This is a genomic window from Streptomyces sp. NPDC001902 (assembly GCF_042891295.1).
Taxonomy (GTDB): domain Bacteria; phylum Actinomycetota; class Actinomycetes; order Streptomycetales; family Streptomycetaceae; genus Actinacidiphila.
This window is the reverse complement of the sequence record NZ_JBIATA010000007.1, coordinates 145,940-167,288: the sequence shown is the minus strand read 5'-3', so window position 1 is coordinate 167,288 and position 21,349 is coordinate 145,940. Positions and strand designations below refer to the sequence as shown.

Here is a 21,349-nt window from a genome sequence, read left to right as displayed (position 1 = left end):
GATCCGCCCAGGGCGCAACCGCCCAGGGTACGACCGGTCAGGGTGCGACCGGTCAGGCGCTGCGGCGCAGCCGGGAGCCGATGCCGGACTGGCCCTGCTGCTCCGCCTTGACCTCGGAGGCGTACCGGTCGACGTACTCCTGGCCGGACAGGCCGAGGATGGCGTACATGATCTCGTCCGTGGCCGAGCGCACCACGAAGCGCTCGTTGTCCATCCCCTCGAAGCGGGAGAACTCCAGCGGCGCGCCGAAGCGGATCGTCACCGGCTTGATGCGCGGCAGCCGCCGGCCGGCGGGCTGGATCTCGTACGTGCCGATCATCGCGCACGGGACCACCGGGACCCCGGCGCGGATGGCCATGGTGGCCACGCCGACCTTGCCCTTGTAGAGGCGTCCGTCGTGGGAGCGGGTGCCCTCGGGGTAGATGCCGAGGAGCTCGCCCTTGGCGAGCACCTTCAGCCCCTCGCGGACCGCCGACTCGCCCGCCTTCCCGCCGGAGCGGTCGACCGGGATCTGCCCGATGCTGTGGAAGAACGCCGCGGTCAGCCGTCCCTTGATGCCGGTTCCGGTGAAGTACTCGGCCTTCGCCAGGAAGGTGATCCGGCGCGGCAGGATCGCGGGCATCAGGAAGTGGTCGGAGAACGACAGGTGGTTGCCCGCGACGATCGCCGCGCCCTCCTCCGGGATGTTCTCCATGCCCTCGATCCTCGGGCGGAACAGCACCCGCAGCAGCGGGCCGAGGACCACGTACTTGAGCACGTAGTAGAACACGGACTGACTCCCAACTGGCGCCGATCGGCTCCGGGGCGGCGTTCTGCCAGGTCACAACGCGGTTCGAGGATGGTCAGTCTAGGCGCGGCGGGTGCCGTGCGTCACCGGGCCCGCACGCGTGCGCCGAGCGATTGGTATGGACATGACTAATCGTCACCTCTAGGCTCGCGGCGACGTCAGTTTTGAGAGCGCTCTCACAACCTCCCCTGCACCACTTCCTCCCACACCAGTTAGGGGAACTGCCATGAGACGCAGGATCAGCGCGCGTGCCGCCCTGTCCGTGCTGCTCGTCCTGGCGGGACTGGGCGCGACCTCCACCGCGCTCACTCCCGCCGCCGCCTCTCCCGCCACGGGGAGCGCACCCGCTTCCGCCGCCGGCACGCCGTCCGCCGGGCTCGTCCGGGCCCTCGCCGGCGACCTGGGCCTGAGCGAGGCGCAGGCGCGCGAACGCCTGCGCGACGAGGCCGCCGCCACCCGCCTGGAGCCCGCCGCCCGGCGTGCCGCGGGCGCGGACTACGGCGGGTCCTGGTTCGACGCGCGCACGGGCGCCCTCGTCGTCGCCGTGACCGGCGAACGCAAGGCCGCGGCCGTCCGCGGGACCGGGGCGGCCGTACGGGTCGTCGAGCACTCCGCGGGCGAACTCGACGCGGCGAAGGCGGTCCTGGACCGCGGGGCCAGGGCGGGGGCCGCTCCGGCGGCCGTGACCGGCTGGCGCGTCGACCCGCGGGCCAACCGCGTCGTCGTCGACGTCCGCGCGGGCGCGCGGGACACCGCGGCGGTGCGCGCCTTTGTCGCCTCCGCCCGCCGGGCCGCACCCGGCGCCGTCGTCACCTCGGTACGCCGGGCCGCGCAGGCACCGGCGACGCTCTCCGCGGGGACGGTCGGCGGGGACCCGTACTACAGCCACAACATCCGCTGCTCCATCGGCTTCTCGGTGTACGGCGGCTTCGTCACCGCCGGGCACTGCGCCCAGCCCGGCGCCGCCGTGTACGGCTGGGACGGCTCCTACGTCGGCGCCTTCCAGGGCGGCACGTTCCCCGGCAACGACTACGGCTGGGTTAACGTCGGCAGCGGCTGGTGGACGGTTCCGGTGGTGCTGGGCTGGGGCACCGTCCCCGACGCCCTGGTGCGCGGCTCCGCCGAGGCGCCGGTGGGGGCGTCGGTCTGCCGTTCCGGGTCGACCACGCACTGGCACTGCGGCACCATCCTGGCGAAGAACGAGACCGTGAACTACAGCCAGGGCAGCGTGTACGGCCTGACGAAGACGAACGTGTGCGCGGAACCGGGCGACTCCGGCGGCTCGTTCATCAGCGGCGACCAGGCCCAGGGCGTCACCTCCGGAGGCTGGGGCAACTGCTCCTCCGGAGGCGAGACCTGGTTCCAGCCCGTCAACCCGATCCTGGCCCGTTACGGCCTGACCCTGCACACCGCCTGAGGCAGGTGCTCTTTCAGTGTCCCGTCGCGCCCTCGCGGGCGCGACGGGGCATCAGGAAGGCGGCCGCCAGGGCCGCGACGAACGCGGCCGCGGCCATGAGCGCCGTCCACTGGGTCGCGGGCACCGTGCCCCCGTCGGCCGCGTACGAGAAGAACGCCGTGCCGAGCACCGCGACACCGACCGAACCGCCCAGCTGCTGAACGGCGTTGAGGACACCCGAGGCCGAGCCGGTCTCGCGCTCCTCGACGTTGGCGAGGGCGATGTCGAAGAACGGCGCCATGACCAGGCCCATCGCGAAGCCGTTCAGCAGGAGGGCGGGCAGCAGCTGCCAGGTGGTGGCCCCCTGGCCCGCCAGGTGCACGGTGAGCGCCAGCGCGGCGACGGCCACCGCCGACAGCGCGAAGCCGGCCTGGATGGTGCGCCGGCCGTACTTCGGGCCGAGGACGGCACCGGAGAGGACCGCGCCGACGACCGTGCCGGCGGACCAGGGGATCATCGACGCCCCGGCGTGCAGGGCGCTGTAGCCGAGCCCGACCTGCAGGTGCAGGGTGAGCACGAGCATCAGCCCGCTGATCGCCGCGAAGAAGGCCACGCCCACCACGAGCGCGGCGGAGAAGCCGCGGTGGCGGAAGAGCCCCGGCTCGACGAGCGGGGAACCGCCCCGCGCCACCAGCCGCCGCTGGTACCAGGCGAAGAGGCCGAGCACCGGGACCGCGCCCGCCATCGACAGGTACGTCCACAGCGGCCAGCCCAGGTCGCGGCCCTGGACCAGGGGGTACACCAGCATGAGCACCCCGAGGCTGACCAGCGCCGACCCCGGCAGGTCCAGCCGCGGCGCGTGCGGCGAGCGGCCCTCGGGCAGGATGCGCAGCGCGACGGCGAAGGCGACGGCGCCGATCGGGACGTTGATCAGGAACACCGAGCGCCAGCCGGAGCCGAACAGGTCGGCGTCGGTGAGGAAACCGCCGAGCACCGGCCCGGCGACCGCGGCGAGGCCCATGACCGGCCCGAAAGCGCCGAAGGCCGCCCCCTGTTCCTTCGGCGGGAACATCTGGCGCAGGATGCCGAGCCCCTGCGGCACCATCATGGCGGCGAACAGCCCCTGCGCGGCCCGCCCGCCGATCAGCATCCCCGCGGAGCCCGCGGCCGCGCACAGCGCGGAGCACACCGTGAACCCGGCGAGCCCGACGAGGAACATCCGGCGGCGGCCCACGATGTCGCCGAGCCGCGCCCCCGTGATCATCAGCACGGAGAAGGCCAGCGTGTAGGCGGCGGTGATCCACTGGATCTGCGTGGAGCTGCCGCCGAAGTCGGCGCGGATCGAGGGCGAGGCGACGCCGACGATCGTGGCGTCGAGCAGATCCATGATCTCGACGGCGAGGATCACGGCCAGCCCGAGCTTGCGCAGGGGGTGGCCGGCGGCCGGGGGCGCCGGCGGGGAGGGGGCTTGGGTGGTCATGGGGGCCTCCGCGGGACGGGACGAACGGCGTTCGGTTTTGACGAACAGTGTTCTAGAAGACGAACAGTGTTCGTGTCAAGTACGCTGTTCGTGTTCCGCTCCCGGAGGTGCGCAGCACGTGACATCGGTCCCCGTCCCGCCCTGGCGCGCCGAGCGCAAGAAGGCCCCCCGCCGCAGCCTCAGCCGCGAGGCGATCGTCAGCGCGGCCCTGCACGTCGTCGACGCCGAAGGCCTCGACGCGCTGAGCATGCGCCGGGTCGCCCAGGAACTGGACACCGGCGCCGCCTCGCTCTACGCGCACGTCGCCAACAAGGAGGAGCTGCTGGAGCTGCTCCTCGACCGCATCCAGGCCGACGTGACCCGCCCCGAGCCCGACCCGCAGCGGTGGCAGGAGCAGATCAAGGAGATGGCCCGGCAGGGCCGCCGCGTCCTCGTCGCCCACCGCGACCTTTCGCGAGCCGCCATCGGCCAGGGCATCCCCTTCGGCCCCAACGCCCTCCTCAACGCCGAGGCCATGCTCGCGATCTTCAAGGCCGGCGGCCTGTCCGACCGGGTCTGCGCCTACGGCGTGGACGCCCTCGCGCTCTTCGTCACCGCCACCGCGGTCGAGGAGGGCCTGCGCAACAGCCAGGGCTTCGGCGGGACGGGCGTCCCCCTCGACGAGCACATCGCCCGCATCCGCGAGTACTTCGGCTCGCTGCCCCCCGCGCGCTTCCCGCACATCACGGGCATGGTCGACGCCCTCATGCGCGACGAGGGCGACGAACGCTTCGAGTTCGGCCTCGACCTGCTCGTCTCCGGCCTCGCCCGCCACGCCCCCGCCTGACGCCGGGCCTCTGCGGCTGCCGCGTGGGGGGCACGTACTCGGCCGGAGCTGAGTACGTGCGCTCTGGCCGGTGCCCGGGCGGGGCGGGACGCTCGGGTCATGCGCCCATCAACAGCGAATCCCGCTTCCCGGTTGGTGCCGATCCTCCTGCCGGCCGTCGTCGCGTCGGCCGACTGGGCTGCCTGGCTGGGCTGGGACAGCCACCGTGATGTGCAGCCCGACGGCACCGTGACCGGTCCCTACGAAGCCTGGCAGGTCGCAGGGCTGGTTGTGACGCTCGTGGCGGTCGTGTGCTGGGCCGCGTCCCGCGGCTTCGTCATGGCCGCCGTGCTCGGCACCACGCTCGGCCTGACCACCGCCGCCTTCGTCGACTGGTCGGACGACTCGAGCGGCCTCTTCGTGGTCGGCGTCGGGATGGTCCTGACCGGGAGCCTCGTCGTGACGGCCGTCATCGCCAAGGTGGTCGCCTCCGTGACAGGGGACGGACGAAGGACGAGGGCCTGACGGCCTGCACCCACGCCAGGGCGTGAGGGGTGGTGGTGTTCATGGGGCCAGAATTCACCGTAACGACGTTGTAATGAAAACATCCAGGGCCCTAGTCTCCGAGCAGGACGGCGACGGGGAGGTCGGCATGGGGACGGGTTCCGCAGCCGCGGACACACGGATGATGGGGATCGTGCACGGCGCGCTCCGCCGTGACCTGGAGCGCACGCGGACGGTGCTGTCCACCGAGCCGCATCCGCAGCCGGGGCAGGGGAGCGCGGTCGGCCGGCACGTCGTGTGGCTGATGGAGTTCCTCCACGCGCACCACATCGGCGAGGACGAGGGACTGTGGCCGCTGGTGCGCGAGCGCGACCCGGCCACCGGGCCGCTGCTGGACTCGCTGGACGCCGACCACCGCCGCATCACCCCGGCGGCCGTGACCGTGACGGACGCCGCCCGGCGGTACGCGGAGACGGCCTCCGACCAGGCGCGCGTCAGACTGCTGTCGGCGCTCGACGCGTTGACGGCCGTCCTCGTACCGCACCTGGAACGCGAGGTCGAGCAGGCCATGCCCGTCGTGTCGGCCACCCTCACGCAGGCCGAGTGGCGTGACTGGGACCAGCGGTACAACGTGAAGTCCAAGTCGTTCAGGCAACTCGGCATGGAGGGGCACTGGCTGCTCGACGGCATCGACCCCGAGGGGCACCGGATCGTGGTCGCTCTGGTGCCCCCCGTTCCGCGCTTCATCCTGCTGCACGGCTTCGCCCGCGCCTACCGGCGGCGCCTGGCGCAATGGTGGCGGCCGCAGGACTGCGAGCGGGGCGGGGCGGTCCGCTGATGGCGGCGCAGGAGGAGCCCCAGGCGCGGCGCGCGTACCGGTCACCGCGACGCGAGCAGCAGGCGGGGGAGACCCGGGCCGTCGTGCTTGCCGCGGCCGTCCGGCTGTTCGGCGAGCGGGGGTGGGCGGCGACCGGGATGCGTGACGTCGCCCGCGAGGCCGGGGTGTCGGTCGAGACGGTGTACGCGGGCTTCCGGTCCAAGGGCGAGCTGCTGATGGCCGCGCTCGACGTCGCCGTGGTCGGCGACGCGGAGCCCGAAGCGCTCGCCGAACGGCCGGAGTTCGCCGGACTCGCGTCGGGGACCCGGCAGGAGCGCATCGCCGCCGCCGCGCGGCTGGTCACCGCCATCCACCGGCGCACCGCCGGTGTGCACCTCGCGCTGCGCGAGGCGGCCGCCTCCAACGGCGACCTGGCGGGGAAGCTGCGGGACAACCAGCGGCGCCGGCGCGTCAGCGTCGAGCAGGGCATGACCGGCGTCACGGGGCGTGCGGTGACCCGGGAGGAGCTCGACGGGGCGTGGGCCGTCCTCGGCGTCGAGGTCTACCACCTGCTGACCGGGATCTCCGGCTGGACACCGCAGCAGTACGAACAGTGGGTGGCCGGTGTCATCGACCGGCTGCTCGACGCGTGAGACCCGAGCACACGACCTGGAGGGGGAGGAACAGTGAGGGGTAACGACAGGGAGCGGGGCGTAGCCCGGACGTGCCGCACCGAGGTGGTCGTCGACGCGCCGGCCGAGGCCGTGTGGCGCGTCGTCGCGGACGTGACCCGGACCAGCGAGTGGAGCCACGAGTGCCACCGGGTCACCTGGCTGCGCGGGGCGAGCACGGCGGCACCCGGCGCCCGCTTCCGCGGCCGCAACCGATCGGGCCGGCTGAGGTGGAGCCGGGTCTGCGAGATCGTGGCGTTCGAGGCCCCGCACCGGATCACGTGGCGCACCGTCGCCACCCCGCTCTTCCCCGACAGCACCGACTGGACCATCGCGGTGGAGCCGGCGGGCACGGGGACACGGGTGGTGCAGACCTACCGGATGCGGAACACGCCCGCCTGGTTCCGGTGGCTCGTGGGCCGGCTGGTCCCGGCCCACCTCGACCGCAGCGGTGACCTCACCGGCGACCTGCGCCGCATCGGGACGATCGCCGCCCGCGACGCGCGGACCGCCGCGGCACGGCCCTGAGGACGGCCCGGCGGCCGGGAAGCCTCAGCGGGGCGTGCGGATCGCGAACACCCCGATCGTGGCCAGGGTGAGGACGACCCAGGCGAACCACACCCATCCGTTGGGGCCGAGCGCCACCGTGTACGCGGTCACGGCGACCAGACACGCCACCGTGCACGTGATCATCGCCTTGGCAGGTGTGGGCATCCCTGGCCTCCTCCCCGGGGGCCGCGCGGCGGCGGCCCGGACTCCATGGTCCCGCCGCCGCCCGCCGTGCGCTACCAGTCGCCGTCGGTGACCTGACCCTCGTCCCCCAGCTGCTGCACCTGACCCGGGTGCGGTGCCACCCACGGCGACTCGTCCTCGCCGAGCCAGTCGCCGACCGGCTTCACCTGGGTGAGCGTGCCGGGCGCCGCCAGGTCGTCGGCGTCGGCGTCGTAGTAGTCGAACCAGGGCAGTCCGGCGGCGGTGTACGCGGCGCGGTCGACCGGGGAGGGGGGAGCCGGTTCGCCGGTGATGCGGCGCCATTCCGGCACCGTCGTCAGGTGGACGTAGACCCGGCCCGAGGGCTTGCCGCGCCAGTCGGAGGGCTTGCGGTCGTCACGGTAGACCTCCTGACGCATGCGGCCGCCGGCGCCCAGCCCCATGGAGACCGGGGACCGTGCCGCGCCCCCCGCCCGGCGCGCGGCGCCGCCCGGACGCGGGACGCTCCCCGGGGCCGGCGGAGGGGCGGCCGCCGGGGCGGCCATCGGCATCGCCCCCGGGGCGCCGCCGTAGCCGCCGAAGGCCGCGCGACGCGTGCTCTCCCGGCGCCGCTGCTCCGCCACCCACGCCGTCAACTGCTCCTCGCCGAGTTCGGTCACCTGCAACTGCACCCCGCCCCAGACCTCCTCGCCGGTGACCTGGCCCTCGACGGTCGCGCCCAGACCCAGGGGCACGGCCACGAACTGCCGGATCGTCCCGGAGCCCGAGTTGATGCCGTCCAGCCACGGCTGGCGCGGCAGCACCAGGTAGTTCTGCGGGTCCTGCGACAGCCGGTCGCTCCACGGCCGCCCCGACACCGCGCACACCTTGCCGACGCCCACTTGGAGCGCGGCCGGCGCGGAGGCCGAGAAGCTGAGCCACATGGCCTCGCGCTGGTAGACGGGCAGCATGACCCCGCCCCGTGCGAGCCATTCCCGGGGGGCGGTGTCGGGGTGGTCCGAGACCCGGCGCAGCGGGAAGGTGCCGATCCCGGGTGGGAGCGGATGCGTCCCCGTCTCCGGTAGCCGCAGGGTGCGCATGAAGCGCACCGTGACACCGCCCGGCAACTGCAGCGCGTCGCCCGATATCCGTACCTGGTCGCCCATCGCGGGCCTCCCTTCGCGGCGGGCGGCCCCGTCAGCCGCGACCCCGTGCCTCCAAGGATGCCAAGTACGCGTTGTAGGCTGCCAGTTCCGCGTCGCCGTCGCGGTCCGCGGCGCGGTCCTTGCGACGCGCCTGGCGCTGGTCGGAGGTGTACCACTGGATCAGCAGCGCCACGAGGACGATCACCGACGGGATCTCGCTGAACGCCCACGCGATGCCGCCGGCCGCGGTCTGGTCGTCCAGCGCGTCGATCCCCAGCGAGGCGGACGGGTGCTTGAAGGCGCCGATCATCGGCTCGCTCGCCATCATCAGGGCGATGCCGAAGAAGGCGTGGAACGGCATCCCGGCGAACAGTTCGAGGATGCGCATCACATGGCTCGGCCGGTTCGGCCCCGGGTCCACGCCCATGATCGGCCAGAAGAACACCAGGCCCACGGCGAGGAAGTGGACCATCATCGCGATGTGCCCGGTCCGGCTGCCCATCAGGGTGTCGAACAGCGGCGTGAAGTAGAGCCCGTACAGGCTGGCGATGAACAGCGGGATGGTGAACGCCGGATGCGTGATCACCCGCAGGTAGCGGCTGTGCAGCAGCGCCACCAGCAGCTCCCGCGGGCCCTTGCGGCCCCGTCCCGCCGTCGGCAGCGCCCGCAGCGTCAGGGTCACCGGGGCGCCCAGCAGCAGGAGGATGGGGGAGACCATGCTGACGACCATGTGCTGCACCATGTGGACGCTGAACATGACCATGCCGTAGTCGTTCAGCGCGGTGCACATCACCAGGGCGATGGACAGCACGCCGGCGACGAAGGCGACGATCCGTCCGGCCGGCCAGCGGTCGCCGCGCCGCAGCAGTCGTACGACGCCCCAGCCGTAGAGCGCGAGCGCGAGCAGACAGCCGGCCAGGAAGACCGGATCCCCGCTGAACTCGAGCCCCCGGCCGAGGGTGAACGGCGGGAGCTCCGCCGTCATCCCGTGTCCGCCGTGGTCCATCCGTCACTCTCCTGTCGTGCCTGCCGCACGCACCGCGCCGTCGGCAATGTGCCGGTTGGGGCGGGTGCGCCCGCACCAGACTAGAACCGCCCCCGGTCGCGCTCGCGACCGGGGGCGGTTCCAGGAGTGTGTCAGCGCGTCACAGCACGCACTCGGCCTCGACGTAACGCTCGGCGGGGACGGTCTTGAGGTGCTCGACGGCGGTGGCGAGGGGCACCAGCGTGATGTCGGTGCCGCGCAGCGCCGTCATCATGCCGAAGTCGCCGTTGTGCGCGGCCTCGACCGCGTGCCAGCCGAAACGGGTGGCCAGCACCCGGTCGTAGGCGGTGGGGGTGCCGCCGCGCTGCACGTGGCCGAGGATGACCGGGCGGGCCTCCTTGCCCAGCCGCTCCTCCAGCTCGATCGAGAGCCTGGTGGCGATGCCGGTGAAGCGCTCGTGGCCGTAGACGTCCTTGACGCCCGACTCGAACTCCATCGTGCCCTCGCGCGGCTTCGCGCCCTCGGAGACCACGACGATCGCGAACTTCTTGCCCGCGGAGAAGCGCTCGCCGACCCGCTGGGTCAGCTCCGCGACGTCGAAGGGGCGCTCCGGCACGACGATCGCGTGCGCGCCGGCCGCCATGCCGGAGTGCAGGGCGATCCAGCCGGTGTGGCGGCCCATGACCTCGACGATGAGCACGCGCTGGTGCGATTCGGCGGTGGTCTTCAGGCGGTCCAGCGCCTCGGTGGCCACCGTCACGGCGGTGTCGAAGCCGAAGGTGACGTCGGTGGAGGCGATGTCGTTGTCGATCGTCTTGGGCACGCCCACGATCGGCAGGCCGTTGTCGGACAGCAGCCGGGCGGCCTTGAGGGTGCCCTCTCCGCCGATCGGGATGATCGCGTCGAGACCCAGGTCGGCGACGTGGCCCTTGGCCCGCTCGACGCCGTCCCGCAGGTGCTCGGGGCGGACCCGGGAGGAGCCGAGGATGGTGCCGCCACGGGCCAGGATGCCGCCGACCGCGTCGAGGTCGAGCTTGCGGTAGTCGCACTCGAGGAGGCCCTTCCACCCGTCGTGGAAACCTATGACCTCGTCCCCGTGGTCGACGACCGCGCGGTGCACGACCGACCGGATGACGGCGTTGAGGCCGGGGCAGTCGCCGCCGCTCGTCAGCACACCAATACGCATTTGCTCGTTACTCCTGAAAGATCGATCCGGGCGCCGGACGCCGTCGTCCGGATGGACCCGCGGCGACGCGCACCGCTGCTCACTACGTTATCGAGCCGGGCGCGGGCGGCGGAAACGCCGCCCGCACTGCGGACACCACCCGGCCCTGGCCCCGTTTCCCCCGGTCGGACCCGCGACGTTGCGGACCTCAGGCGGGCTGGGACGCCGCCGCGATGCGCTCGGCGCGCAGCGCCTCGTACCACTGGTCGTCGACCGGCGGCAGCGCCCTGACGTCCATCGCCAGCTTGATCAGCATGTCCGCGATCTGCGGGTTCCGGGCCATGACGGGGCCGTGCATGTAGGTGCCGAAGACGGTCTCGTTGTACGCGCCCTCGGTGCCGTCGCCGGTGCCGTTGCCGTTGCCGAAGCGGGTCCGCGCCAGGGGGCGGGCGTTCTTGCCGACGTGCGTGACGCCCTGGTGGTTCTCGAAGCCGGTCAGCGGGGGCAGACCGAGGACGGGGTCGATGTCGGCCAGCACGTCGCCGACGCAGCGCTCGCCCTCGCCGCGGACGCTCACGACGTCCAGCAGGCCAAGGCCCGGTTCGGGACGGCCGAGGTCGTTGACGAACTCGTGGCCGATGATCTGGTAGCCGGCGCACACCGAGAAGACGATGGCGCCGTTGTCGACCGCGCGGTTCAGCCCGCCGTCGCGGCGCAGCCGCTCGGCGGCCAGCCGCTGCGGGCGGTCCTCGCCGCCGCCGATGAGGTAGATGTCACCGGAGGTCGGGATCGGCTGGTCGGACCGTACGTCGATCCGGGTGACCGGCACCCGCCGCTGGCGGGCCCGGCGCTCGGTGACCAGGACGTTGCCCTGGTCACCGTAGGTGCTCAGCAGGTCGGGGTAGACCCACACCAGACGCAGGCTGGAGTCGCTCACAGCGTGTTCTCCTGTCGAAACGGGTCTTCGGTCAGTTGCCGACGCGGCGGCGCAGGTCCTGGAAGGCGGTGTAGTTGGCGATGGCCTCGATCCGGCCGGCCGGCGAGGTGCGCACCGCCTCGTCGAAGTCCCGGCACACCTCGAACTGCAGCCCCGCCACCTCGAGCCGGACCGCGAGGTCCAGCTTGCGGTCGCCGATGACCCGGATCGGGTGACCGGCCAGGCGGGTGTAGTCCACGTCCCACAGCCAGGAGGTGTCCGTGCCGTCGGCCCCGCGGGCGTTCACCGAGAGGATCACGGGGGTGGGCGGGCCGTCGATCAGCGAGAAGGTCTCCAGCCAGCCGGCCGGGTTCTTCGCCAGCAGCAGCCGTACGTCGCGGTCCTGGAAGGACACCACGTCGTAGCGGCCGGCGACGGCCTGCACCTTGTACATCCGCTCCAGGGCGACCTTGGGGTCGACCCCGAACGCGGCCGCCGCGGCGGCCGACACGGCGGCGTTGGACTTGTTGGCTCGGCCGGGCAGCTGGAGCTGGATCGGCCACGCGGACCCGTACGGGTCGATCACGTGGTCGCCGGACAGCGCCCAGGTCGGCGTCGGGCGGCGGAAACCGCACTCGCCGCAGAACCAGTCCTCGGCCGGCCGCTGCAGGACACCGCCGCAGGAGGGGCAGGACCAGGCGTCGTCCTTCCACTCCTGGCCCGCCGCGACCCACACGACGGTCGGGCACGAGGAGGCGGCCCAGGTGATCAGCGGGTCGTCGGCGTTGGCGATGATGATGGCGTCCGAGCCGGCCAGGCCCTCGCGCCACTTCTCGGCGAGCATGCGGGTCTCGGCGGCGCGGTCCAGCTGGTCCCGGGAGAGGTTGAGCAGGGCGATGGCCTTGGGCTTGACGTCACGGGCGACGCCGGCCAGGTACTTCTCGTCGACCTCGATCACGCCGTAGCGGGCCTCGGAGCCTCCGGCGAGCGCCGAGGTGATGCCGGCGGGCATGTTGGCGCCCAGGGCGTTGGAGACGACCTCGCCGTTGGCGCGCAGCGCCTCGGCGAGCAGCCTCGTCGTCGTGGTCTTGCCGTTGGTGGCCGAAACGAGCACGACGTCGAGATGGGTCGCCAGCCGGGCCAGCAGATCAGGGTCGAGTTTCAGGGCGACCCGGCCGCCGATCACCGATCCGCTGCCGCGCCCCGCCGCCCGCGACACTGCCGCCGCGGCCTTGCCCGCCGTCACGGCCAGCTTCGCCCGCGGCGACAGTGGCTCCGCATTGCCTGCCATCGTCTCCACATCCTCCTCGCGTCCGGCCCCGCTCACCTCCCCGGCCGTCGGGCCGGAGTGCGTGCCCCGGGCCGTTGCACCGGCCGGAAGGCATCGGTCGCCGATCAGCCTATCCACTTCCCCCACCGGCGCTGAAACGAGCCGCCCCCGTACGCTGGCCCGCATGCCACACGCCCCCATCCCCGGCAGCTCCGGGACCGTCCGCCCGATGCGGCTGCTGGGTGACCCCGGGCTCCGGGAGCCCTGCCGCGACGTGACCGTCTTCGACGCCGAACTCGCCCGTCTCGTCGAGGACTTGTTCGCCACGATGTACGCGCACGACGGGGTGGGGCTGGCCGCGAACCAGATCGGCGTGCCGCTGCGGGTGTTCGTCTTCGACTGCCCGGACGACGAGGACGTCCGGCACCTCGGCTACGTGGTCAACCCCCGCGTCGTGCACAACGAAGGGGTCGTGGTGACCGGCGAGGAGGGCTGCCTGTCGCTGCCGGGCGTCCACGCGGGCACCGCCCGGCACGACGAGACCGTCGTCGAGGGCGTCGGCACCGACGGCGCCCCGCTGCGCGTGGAGGGCACCGGCTTCTTCGCCCGCTGCCTCCAGCACGAGTGCGACCACCTCGGCGGCGGCCTGTTCGTCGACCGGCTCACCGGCCTGCGCCGCCGCCGCGCCCTGCGCGCCGTCCGCCGGGCCCCCTGGGCGCCCGACAGTACCTAGAGACGCGGCGCGCCCGGGCGGTCGCCCACGGCGGCGAGGCGGCCCCAGAGCAGGTCCGCGAGGTGGCGGACGAGGACGTCACGGGCGACGGGGCGCTCGCCCAGCCACCAGTCCCCGGCCGCGTGCATCATGCCGACGATGCCGTGGCCCCAGACCCGGGCCGCCACCTGGCCCTCCGGGCCGAGGTCGAGGCGCTCGGCGATGACGTCGGCCAGTTCCTCGCCCATGCGGCGCAGCACGGGGGCGGAGTGGCGGCCGATGTCGAAACCGCGGTCGGGGTCCGCGGTGCTCTCGGCGGGGTGCATCAGGAAGCGGTAGACCTGCGGCCGGGCCTCGATGGCCGACAGATAGGCGTCGAGGGTGGCCTCCACGCGGTCGCGGCGCTCGTTGGGGGCGTCGAGGGCGGCGCGCAGGTTGGCGAGCAGGGCGTCGGTGTGCCGCTTGGCCAGGGCTCGGTAAAGCCCGCTCTTGTCGCCGAAGTGACGGTACAGAATGGGCTTGGTGATGCCCGCCTCGGCGGCGATGGCGTTCATGGACGCCTCGGGGCCGTCCCGCAGCACGACGCGGTCCGCGGCCTCGAGCAGCTCCCTGCGCCGCTCCTCCGCCGCGGACGGCGTCCGCCGCTCCTGCCGCTGGCTGGTGTCCACCCGAGCCTCCCCGCCCGTTCGAATTTCCTCGCGCCTGCGCAACGTAACACCCCTCGTCCGGTTGACATCCCTTACCAGCCGGTAACACACTGGCGTTACCGCAAGTAACAAGCACGTGGAGGGGACGATGGGCGACTTCTCGCTCGAGCTCAACGACGACCAGAAATCGGTGCGCGACTGGATCCACGGCTTCGCGGCCGACGTCATGCGCCCGGCTGCGGCGGAGTGGGACGAGCGCGAGGAGACCCCCTGGCCGGTGATCCAGGAGGCCGCGAAGATCGGACTCTACTCGCTCGACTTCTACGCCCAGCAGTACTTCGACCCGACCGGCCTCGGCATCCCGATCGCCATGGAGGAGCTCTTCTGGGGTGACGCGGGCATCGGCCTGTCCATCGTCGGCACCGGCCTGGCCGCCGTCGGCGTCCTGGCCAACGGCACCGAGGAGCAGATCGGCACATGGATCCCCCAGATGTACGGCGACGTCAACGACGTGAAGGTCGCCGCCTTCTGCTCCTCCGAGCCCGACGCGGGCTCCGACGTCGGCTCGATGCGCACCACCGCCGTGTACGACGAGGCCAAGGACGAGTGGGTGCTGGCCGGCACCAAGACCTGGGCGACCAACGGCGGCATAGCCAACGTCCACGTCGTCGTCGCCGTCGTCGACCCGGAGCTCGGCTCCAAGGGCCACGCCTCCTTCATCGTGCCGCCGGGCACCCCCGGACTCTCCCAGGGGCAGAAGTTCAAGAAGCACGGCATCCGCGCCTCGCACACCGCCGAGGTCGTGCTGGACGACGTCCGCATCCCGGGGAGTTGCCTGCTCGGAGGCAAGGAGAAGCTCGACGAGCGCCTCGCCAGGGCCCGCGAGCGGGCCAAGGGCGGCGAGCGGGTGAAGAACGCCGCCATGGCGACGTTCGAGGCCTCCCGCCCGGCTGTCGGCGCGATGGCGGTGGGCACCGCCCGCGCCGCGTACGAGGTCGCCCTCGACTACGCCACGACCCGCACCCAGTTCGGCCGCCCCATCATCGACAACCAGGGCGTCGCCTTCCAGTTGGCCGACATGCGCACCCGGATCGACGCGGCCCGCCTGCTGGTCTGGCGCGCCTCCTGGATGGCGATCTCGGGCAAGCCCTTCACCTCGGCCGAGGGCTCGATGTCCAAGCTGTACGCGAGCGAGACGGCGAAGAAGGTCACCGCCCAGGCCATCCAGATCCTCGGCGGCAACGGTTTCACCCGCGAGTACCCGGTGGAGCGCATGCACCGCGACGCCGCCATCTACACGATCTTCGAGGGCACGAGCGAGATCCAGCGCCTTGTCATCGCCCGCACCCTGTCGGGCATGCCGATCCGCTGACGCCCGGCGCGCTCACGCCGCCGTCCCGGTCGGCCCGGCCGCCTGCCCGGCGGTCGCGAGGACGGCGGCGTCGGCCCTCACCACGGGCGGGGAGGGCCTCACGGACGCGTCGACGACGCGGAGCCGGTCGACACCGTGCCGCCGCAGGAACCGCCGCGACTCGTCGGCCCCGTGGACGGCCCGCCGGCGGGTCGGCGGAGCCGCGGCGCCGACCGCACGGGCGATGCGCAGCCCGGTCGGCATCCGGTCCACGTATCGCTCGCCCGCCGGCAGCGCCGGGGCGATCGCCGGCGGCACCGAGGGTCGGGCGACTCCAGCCGCACCGAGCCGCGGCTGTACGGGGTGAGCAGGCCGAACCCGATGGCGCGGCCCCGGGCGGGCCCCACCCGAAACCCGCCCGGGAGGCGTCAGCGGCGGCGGGAGGGGCGAGGGCGGGGGCGGGGACGGGGACGGAGGGCGGTTTCGAGGTCGTCGAGGGTTTCCATGAGCAGTTCGGCGCTGCGGCGGACGATGCGGTCGGCGTCCGAGGGGGGCCATGCGTCGAGCGTGGCGCGGACGGGGGTGAAGTCAGGGGGGCGCCGTTCGCGGACCGCGGTGGCGGCATCCGCGGTGGCCGTGCGCAGGTGCAGGGCGAAGGGGGCGGCGTCCGGGACCGGGTCGGCGTCGGGGGCCGGGAGGTGGGCCTCCATGAGCATGGGGACGCGGCCCATGGCCGACAGGGCCGCGTCGGCGCCGTCGGCGGCGCGGTGGGACAGGCCGCGGCCGCGGACGGGTTCGGCGTCGGCGCGGGCGACCGCCTGGTCCCAGGCGAGCGCGGCCGCGCGGGCGTCCAGCAGGGCCGCGCGCACGGCCTCGCGCCGTCCCCGGGCGGGGGCGGCATGGGCCTCCATCGCGGCGGCGGCGTACCGCCCGGTGGCCTTGATGCGGTCGGCCAGCCGGTTCCGCAGCCGAGGGGTCTCCCAGGCCGGGAAGAGCGCGTACGCGGCCATCGCCAGCATCCCGCCGAGCAGCGTGAGGAGCACGCGGTCGGGCACGGTCTGCGTCCAGCTGGAGCCGGCCATGCCGAGCAGGAAGACCACGTACGCCGACGCGGCCACCTGGGAGACCAGGTAGCCGGTGCGCAGGAGGCCGTACATCAGGGCGACCGACACCACCGCCAGCACGGCGCAGGGGTAGGGCCCCGGGGCGAGGGACTGCATCACGGCGGTCGCCACGGTGACGCCCGCCAGGGTGCCGATGAAGCGGGCCACGCTGCGGCCGTACGTCTGGGAGAAGTCGGGCCGCATCACCAGCACCGAGGTCAGGGGCGCCCAGTAGCCGTGCCCGAGCGGCAGGGCCACGCCCAGGGCGTAGCCCGCGGGGGTGACGGCGGCCAGCCGGACGGCGTGCCGGAAGACGGGCGAGTCGAAACGGGCCTCGCGCCGTACGGTGCGCGTGGCGAGCGGCAGGAGTTCGGCCACGCTGGGACGACGCAGGTGGGCGGTGTCGCTGCTCACCGAGCCGCCGCGGCCGGTGGCGGAGGAGACCGCCTCGCTGAGCAGCGCGACGAGCCGCAGCGCGGTGCGCCGGGCGGGCCCGGTCAGCCGCTCCTCCGGTACGGGCTCGACGAGCACCACGGAGTCCGCCTCCGGCGGTACGCGCACCGGCTGGGCCTCCCGTACCGCGCGCGCCACCGCGTCCAGCACGGAGGCCGCCGCGGCCAGCAGCTCGCGGGCCCGGTCGCGCTCCGGACCCTCGGCGGCGGCGCCGACCGCGGGATCGGCGAGCGAGGCCAGCACGGGACGGATGCGCTCGGCCAGCACCCGCTTGCCGCGCAGCGCGGCCGGGCGCCGCCGCGCCTGCCGGTCGGTGATGACGGCGGCGTTGCGCGCGGTCATCAGCGGCTGGGGGTCGAACGGCGCCACCGGGTCGTGCCGCAGCCGGCGTGCGTAGTCCGCCTCCGCGGCGAAGGCGTCGGCCAGCGCGTCGCGCTGCCGCCCCCAGCGGCGCACCGGGAACAGCACGATCAGCCCCGCCTGCACGACCCCGCCCGCCGCGATGACCAGCGCGTGGCCGAAGGCGCCCAGCACGGAGGTCGGCAGGGTGATCACGACCAGCATGACGGCGACGGTGAGGGACGAGACGATGCCCGCGGTGGGCCCCAGCGCCCAGGCCATGCCCGCCAGGAACGCCCAGACCGCCAGCAGCACCACGAACACCCACCAGTGCGCCCCCGCCAGGTAGCCCAGGAAGGTGCTGACGGCGAGGCCGGTACCGGCGACCAGCGCCAGCACCGGCCGGGGCCGCCAGCTGCGCTGGAAGGTGGCCATGCCGGAGGCGAAGGCGCCGAAGGCCGAGGACGCGGCTACCGAGGGGCCGGCCAGCCACAGCGAGAGGCCGATGACGATGGCGACGCCCGCGGCGGCGCGCAGCGCGACGAGCGGTTCCAGCCCGGCGCGCTCGATCCGCAGCCCTTCGCGGGCACTGCGGCGCAGGGCGCGCAACCAGGTCATGAGGCTGAGGATAGGACGGGTAGGACGAGGAGGGCCGGGTAAGCGCAGCGCAAGATCCGTTCCGGCGAGTCCCAGGAGGCAGACCGCCATGACCGCCCCAGCACGACGGGCCACCGTGCCGCCCGTGCCGCCCGCCCCGAGCCCGGTGCCGCCCTTCCCGCCCGACCCCGTACCGCCCGCCCCGCATCCGGTCCCCGGACCGACCCCCGACCCCGTGCCCGCGCCGCCCCCGCAGCCGGAGCCCGAGCCCGAACCCCAGCCGGCGCCGCAACCTCTGTAATGCCTGGTCAGAGCCGTGACGTGAGCCATCGCTGTCCCGGTGGGCGTCGCGTCTGGTTCAATGGGTGCCATGGCCAGCCTCACTGACACCGCGACAGGTCGCAGCGACCTCGAGCCGTTCTGGCCGTCCAGGCAGGAGTACCAGTTCGACCGGGAGTGTTGTCGCGCGGTCCCCGCGCGGACCCCGGCCCACAGCTGACGCCGTCCCCCGGTCGCCGCCCGCTGCCGGCCTCCCGGCGGTCCCGCGCAATACGTCGTCCCACGACCCTTCGCGCGAGAGCCGAGACCTCCATGTCCTCCAGCACCCAGTCCTTGCCCCTGCCCGCCGTGAACCGTCAGCACCTGCGCGCCGTCCGCTCCGGCGACGTCCCGCCGGTGCCGGACTTCCTCCCGCCCGGCGCCACCTGGCTGCCCGCCCCCGGCCACCTGATGCCCACGGGCGTCGGCGGGCCGCCGATGGTCGGCTACCTCGTCCTCGTCCCCGTCGAGGGGCAGCCGGTGCCCCCGTCCCCGGCATCCGCCGACCTGCCGGTCACCGTCGACGGCGAGCGCCGCGTCGCCCAGGTGCGCGGCCGCGCACTCGACCTGACCTACCTGGAGTTCGAGCTGCTCGCCCACCTGGTGGCGCACCCGCACCGCGTGCACACCCGCGACCAGCTCGTCACCACGGTCTGGGGGTACGGCCACGTCGGGGACGGACGCACCGTCGACGTCCACATCGCCCGGCTGCGCCGCAAGCTCGGCCCCGAACACCGCGGCAGCATCGTCACCGTGCGCCGGGTCGGCTACAAGTACGCGCCGCCGGCGGCCCGCTGAGCCGTCCGGCGGACGTCGGAGGGGGCCGGGCGGCCGCCGGGGGCGTTCCCGGAACCGGCGGAAACCCGGCTCTCCCACAGGTCCCCTCTGTAGCATGTCCTCCTACCGGACTATGGGTACGCTGTCACCGTTCCGGTGCGGCTCGACGCAACGGGGAGCAGGTCCGGAGGGCGTGATGGCTGAGTCTCGGGAGTGGGCGCCCCCTGCGCCCGCGACGGTCGCCTGGCCGGCTCCCGCCGCCGCCCACATGTCGCTCAACGACGTCGGCGGCTTCGACTGGGACCTCGACTGCGACCGCATGCACCTCGACGAACACGCCCTGCGGACCGTCGACCTGCGCCCGCAGGACTTCGACGGCGACCCGAAGGCGCTGTTCTCCCGGCTGGCGCCCGACGAGGCCGGCGACGTCACCCGGACGATCACCCAGGCCCTCGGCGAGGGCCACTCCTCCTTCCGCGCCTTCAGCCGGCTCACCCGGCGCGACGGCCGCCGTGGCTGGATACGTTTCCAGGGCCGCATCGTCCGCGACGGCACCGGCCGGGCGAACCGGGTGATCGGCATCGTCAGCGACGCCACCGACGAACTCGCCCAGGCGGCGGAGTGCCTGCGCGCGGACGAGGACCACCCGACCGAGAGCAACCTGGTCATGGAGGTCACCGCGTCGCTGGCCCGGGCCGTGACCGTGCGCGACGTGACCGCGGCCCTCACCGGGAACCCCAGGATGGACCGGCTCGGCATAGCCAGCCTCTTCCTCGGCCAGGTCGAGTCCGGCCGGGTCCACGTGGTGAGCGACGCCAAGGCCAGCAGTTGGGTGCCGTCGCTGCAGTACACGCGGATCGAGGACGACTTCCCGATGAGCGAGGTGGTACGGACCCTCGTCCCGCGCTTCATCACCTCCGGCGAGGAGTTCGCCCGGCGCTACCCCAAGTTGTGGCCGCACATCGAGCCGCTTGGCGCCTCCGCCGCCGCGTACCTCCCGCTGATCGCCCAGGGCCAGCCCATCGGCGCCCTGGGCCTGTTGTACCGGCACAAGCAGGGTTTCTCCCCGCAGGAGCGCCACCTGCTGATCGCGCTCAGCGGCAGCATCGCGCAGAGCCTGCAGCGGGCCATCCTCTTCGACCAGGAGCACGACATCGCGCAGGGTCTGCAGACCGCGATGCTGCCCCGCACCATCCCGCGCATCCCCGGCACCGAGATAGCGGTGCGCTACCGCTCCGCGCGGCTGGCCCGGGACATCGGCGGCGACTGGTACGACGTCGTGGCGATGCCCGGCGGCCGGGTCGCCGTCATCATCGGCGACGTCCAGGGCCACGACACCCACGCCACGGCCGTCATGGGCCAGTTGCGGATCGCCTTGCGGGCCTACGCCGGCGAGGGCCACCCGCCCGCCAGCGTCATGGCGCGGGCCTCGGCCTTCCTGTACGAGCTCGACACCGACCGTTTCGCCACCTGCCTGTACGCGCAGGTCGACCCGGCCACCGGGTCCGCCCTGCTGGTGCGGGCAGGCCACATCGACCCGCTGGTCCGGCAGGCCGACGGCACCGTGCGCGTGCTGCCCACCGCGGGCGGGCTGCCGCTGGGCCTGTCCGCCCAGTTCGGCAGGCCCGACTACCCGGTCACCCCCGCCGAACTCGGTCCCGGCGACACCCTCCTGATGTTCAGTGACGGACTCGTCGAGCGGCCCGGCGCCGACCTCGACGACGGCGTGCGGCGACTGTCCGGGGCGCTGGGCGAAGGCCCGCGCGAGGTCGGGGACCTCGCCGACCACCTCACCGCCGTCATGGGCGAGCAGGCCACCGACGACGACATGGCCCTGCTGCTGCTCCGGCGCGACAGCGACGCCTCCCCGCACCCGCCGCACCGGCTGCACCGGCACATCGCCCCCGGCGACCCCAAGGCGCTGTCCGAGGCCCGGGCCATGGTCCGTGACGCCATGGCGGGCTGGGGCCTGAGCGACCGGGTGGACGAGGCGGAACTCGCCGCCGGCGAGCTGATCACCAACGCGCTGGTGCACACCGACGGCGGCGCCGTGCTCACCCTGCGCATGCTCCCCGACGCGTCCCTGGCCCACGCCACGCCGGACGCCACCCGGCGGCTGCGCATCGAGGTGCACGACCTCGCGGCGAACTGGCCGCGCCGTCGCCGGCCCGGCGACGGCGAGGTGTCCGGGCGCGGTCTGCTGCTGGTCGACCGGCTCGCCGACGCGTGGGGTGTGGAGCCGCACGGTTCCGGCAAGGCAGTGTGGTGCGAATTCCGCGACCGCAGGAGCGGTTCGGAGCCCCTCGGGCACTGACGGTGATGGTCCGCCGCCATACCGTTCGCGCCGGTCACGCACCCTGGATTCACCCGGACGGCTCACCCGCCACGACACACCGCCCGATTGGACGCAGGCTGTCGGTG

At 73.6% G+C, this 21,349-nt stretch carries 21 protein-coding genes; 10 read left to right on the top strand and 11 right to left on the bottom strand.

Annotated elements, in window-relative coordinates:
* Nucleotides 1-52: 52 nt before the first annotated feature.
* A complete protein-coding gene (locus tag ACFYYN_RS14810) occupies nucleotides 53-769 on the bottom strand; it encodes a lysophospholipid acyltransferase family protein (protein ID WP_499510343.1) in 717 nt (238 codons plus the stop codon).
* 244 nt (nucleotides 770-1,013) lie between these two features.
* Here ACFYYN_RS14810 and ACFYYN_RS14805 point away from each other — a divergent pair, with 244 nt between their 5' ends.
* Nucleotides 1,014-2,204, top strand: a complete 1,191-nt coding sequence (locus tag ACFYYN_RS14805) for a S1 family peptidase (RefSeq protein ID WP_500546097.1) — start codon at nucleotides 1,014-1,016, stop codon at nucleotides 2,202-2,204.
* Between the two features lie 13 nt (nucleotides 2,205-2,217).
* Here the strand turns inward: ACFYYN_RS14805 and ACFYYN_RS14800 are convergent, their stop codons facing one another.
* Entirely contained in the window at nucleotides 2,218-3,663 is a 1,446-nt protein-coding gene (locus ACFYYN_RS14800) for an MFS transporter (protein ID WP_500546096.1), read from the bottom strand.
* A 118-nt stretch (nucleotides 3,664-3,781) separates the two neighbouring features.
* Here ACFYYN_RS14800 and ACFYYN_RS14795 point away from each other — a divergent pair, with 118 nt between their 5' ends.
* The 5 genes from ACFYYN_RS14795 to ACFYYN_RS14775 all read left to right on the top strand — a co-directional run bounded on the left by ACFYYN_RS14795 (nucleotide 3,782) and on the right by ACFYYN_RS14775 (nucleotide 6,988).
* A complete protein-coding gene (locus ACFYYN_RS14795) occupies nucleotides 3,782-4,489 on the top strand; it encodes a TetR/AcrR family transcriptional regulator (RefSeq protein WP_500546095.1) in 708 nt (235 codons plus the stop codon).
* Nucleotides 4,490-4,588: 99 nt separating this feature from the next.
* Nucleotides 4,589-4,993, top strand: coding sequence for a hypothetical protein (locus tag ACFYYN_RS14790; RefSeq protein WP_500546094.1), 405 nt, complete (start codon nucleotides 4,589-4,591; stop codon nucleotides 4,991-4,993).
* Between the two features lie 127 nt (nucleotides 4,994-5,120).
* Complete coding sequence (locus tag ACFYYN_RS14785) at nucleotides 5,121-5,810, top strand: hemerythrin domain-containing protein (protein WP_500546093.1); 690 nt, start codon at nucleotides 5,121-5,123, stop codon at nucleotides 5,808-5,810.
* A complete protein-coding gene (locus ACFYYN_RS14780; RefSeq protein ID WP_500546092.1) occupies nucleotides 5,810-6,442 on the top strand; it encodes a TetR/AcrR family transcriptional regulator in 633 nt (210 codons plus the stop codon). The genes ACFYYN_RS14785 and ACFYYN_RS14780 overlap by 1 nt, the downstream gene beginning before the upstream one ends.
* Before the next feature lie 33 nt (nucleotides 6,443-6,475).
* On the top strand, nucleotides 6,476-6,988 hold the full coding sequence (locus ACFYYN_RS14775) for an SRPBCC family protein (protein WP_500546091.1): 513 nt from the start codon (nucleotides 6,476-6,478) through the stop codon (nucleotides 6,986-6,988).
* A gap of 24 nt (nucleotides 6,989-7,012) precedes the next feature.
* On the opposite strand, the gene ACFYYN_RS14770 is transcribed toward ACFYYN_RS14775, so the two are convergent.
* The 6 genes from ACFYYN_RS14770 to ACFYYN_RS14745 all read right to left on the bottom strand — a co-directional run bounded on the left by ACFYYN_RS14770 (nucleotide 7,013) and on the right by ACFYYN_RS14745 (nucleotide 12,652).
* On the bottom strand, nucleotides 7,013-7,174 hold the full coding sequence (locus ACFYYN_RS14770; RefSeq protein WP_499510335.1) for a hypothetical protein: 162 nt from the start codon (nucleotides 7,172-7,174) through the stop codon (nucleotides 7,013-7,015).
* A gap of 71 nt (nucleotides 7,175-7,245) precedes the next feature.
* Nucleotides 7,246-8,316, bottom strand: a complete 1,071-nt coding sequence (locus ACFYYN_RS14765; RefSeq protein ID WP_500546090.1) for a hypothetical protein — start codon at nucleotides 8,314-8,316, stop codon at nucleotides 7,246-7,248.
* Between the two features lie 31 nt (nucleotides 8,317-8,347).
* Nucleotides 8,348-9,301 (bottom strand): cytochrome c oxidase assembly protein, encoded by a 954-nt coding sequence (locus ACFYYN_RS14760; RefSeq protein WP_500326885.1) that lies wholly within the window; start codon nucleotides 9,299-9,301, stop codon nucleotides 8,348-8,350.
* A gap of 139 nt (nucleotides 9,302-9,440) precedes the next feature.
* A complete protein-coding gene (locus ACFYYN_RS14755; protein WP_499510332.1) occupies nucleotides 9,441-10,466 on the bottom strand; it encodes a 6-phosphofructokinase in 1,026 nt (341 codons plus the stop codon).
* A gap of 187 nt (nucleotides 10,467-10,653) precedes the next feature.
* On the bottom strand, nucleotides 10,654-11,382 hold the full coding sequence (locus ACFYYN_RS14750) for a type 1 glutamine amidotransferase (protein WP_500326886.1): 729 nt from the start codon (nucleotides 11,380-11,382) through the stop codon (nucleotides 10,654-10,656).
* Nucleotides 11,383-11,413: 31 nt separating this feature from the next.
* On the bottom strand, nucleotides 11,414-12,652 hold the full coding sequence (locus ACFYYN_RS14745; protein ID WP_500326888.1) for a MurT ligase domain-containing protein: 1,239 nt from the start codon (nucleotides 12,650-12,652) through the stop codon (nucleotides 11,414-11,416).
* A gap of 163 nt (nucleotides 12,653-12,815) precedes the next feature.
* Here ACFYYN_RS14745 and def point away from each other — a divergent pair, with 163 nt between their 5' ends.
* Nucleotides 12,816-13,364 (top strand): peptide deformylase, encoded by a 549-nt coding sequence (gene def / locus ACFYYN_RS14740; RefSeq protein WP_500546089.1) that lies wholly within the window; start codon nucleotides 12,816-12,818, stop codon nucleotides 13,362-13,364.
* Here the strand turns inward: def and ACFYYN_RS14735 are convergent.
* Nucleotides 13,361-14,011, bottom strand: coding sequence for a TetR/AcrR family transcriptional regulator (locus tag ACFYYN_RS14735; protein ID WP_499510329.1), 651 nt, complete (start codon nucleotides 14,009-14,011; stop codon nucleotides 13,361-13,363). The genes def and ACFYYN_RS14735 overlap by 4 nt on opposite strands.
* Before the next feature lie 127 nt (nucleotides 14,012-14,138).
* Between ACFYYN_RS14735 and ACFYYN_RS14730 the strand changes: the two genes are divergently transcribed.
* Complete coding sequence (locus ACFYYN_RS14730; protein ID WP_500546088.1) at nucleotides 14,139-15,362, top strand: acyl-CoA dehydrogenase family protein; 1,224 nt, start codon at nucleotides 14,139-14,141, stop codon at nucleotides 15,360-15,362.
* Between the two features lie 12 nt (nucleotides 15,363-15,374).
* Here ACFYYN_RS14730 and ACFYYN_RS14725 read toward each other — a convergent pair whose 3' ends face one another.
* Together ACFYYN_RS14725 and ACFYYN_RS14720 are read right to left on the bottom strand one after the other, a co-directional pair.
* Complete coding sequence (locus ACFYYN_RS14725) at nucleotides 15,375-15,659, bottom strand: hypothetical protein (RefSeq protein ID WP_500546087.1); 285 nt, start codon at nucleotides 15,657-15,659, stop codon at nucleotides 15,375-15,377.
* Between the two features lie 110 nt (nucleotides 15,660-15,769).
* On the bottom strand, nucleotides 15,770-17,854 hold the full coding sequence (locus ACFYYN_RS14720) for an FUSC family protein (RefSeq protein WP_500546086.1): 2,085 nt from the start codon (nucleotides 17,852-17,854) through the stop codon (nucleotides 15,770-15,772).
* Nucleotides 17,855-18,424: 570 nt separating this feature from the next.
* On the opposite strand from ACFYYN_RS14720, the gene ACFYYN_RS14715 reads away from it, so the two are divergent.
* Nucleotides 18,425-18,949 (top strand): winged helix-turn-helix domain-containing protein, encoded by a 525-nt coding sequence (locus ACFYYN_RS14715; protein ID WP_500546085.1) that lies wholly within the window; start codon nucleotides 18,425-18,427, stop codon nucleotides 18,947-18,949.
* A 175-nt stretch (nucleotides 18,950-19,124) separates the two neighbouring features.
* Nucleotides 19,125-21,242 (top strand): SpoIIE family protein phosphatase, encoded by a 2,118-nt coding sequence (locus tag ACFYYN_RS14710; RefSeq protein ID WP_500546084.1) that lies wholly within the window; start codon nucleotides 19,125-19,127, stop codon nucleotides 21,240-21,242.
* Nucleotides 21,243-21,349 lie beyond the last annotated feature (107 nt).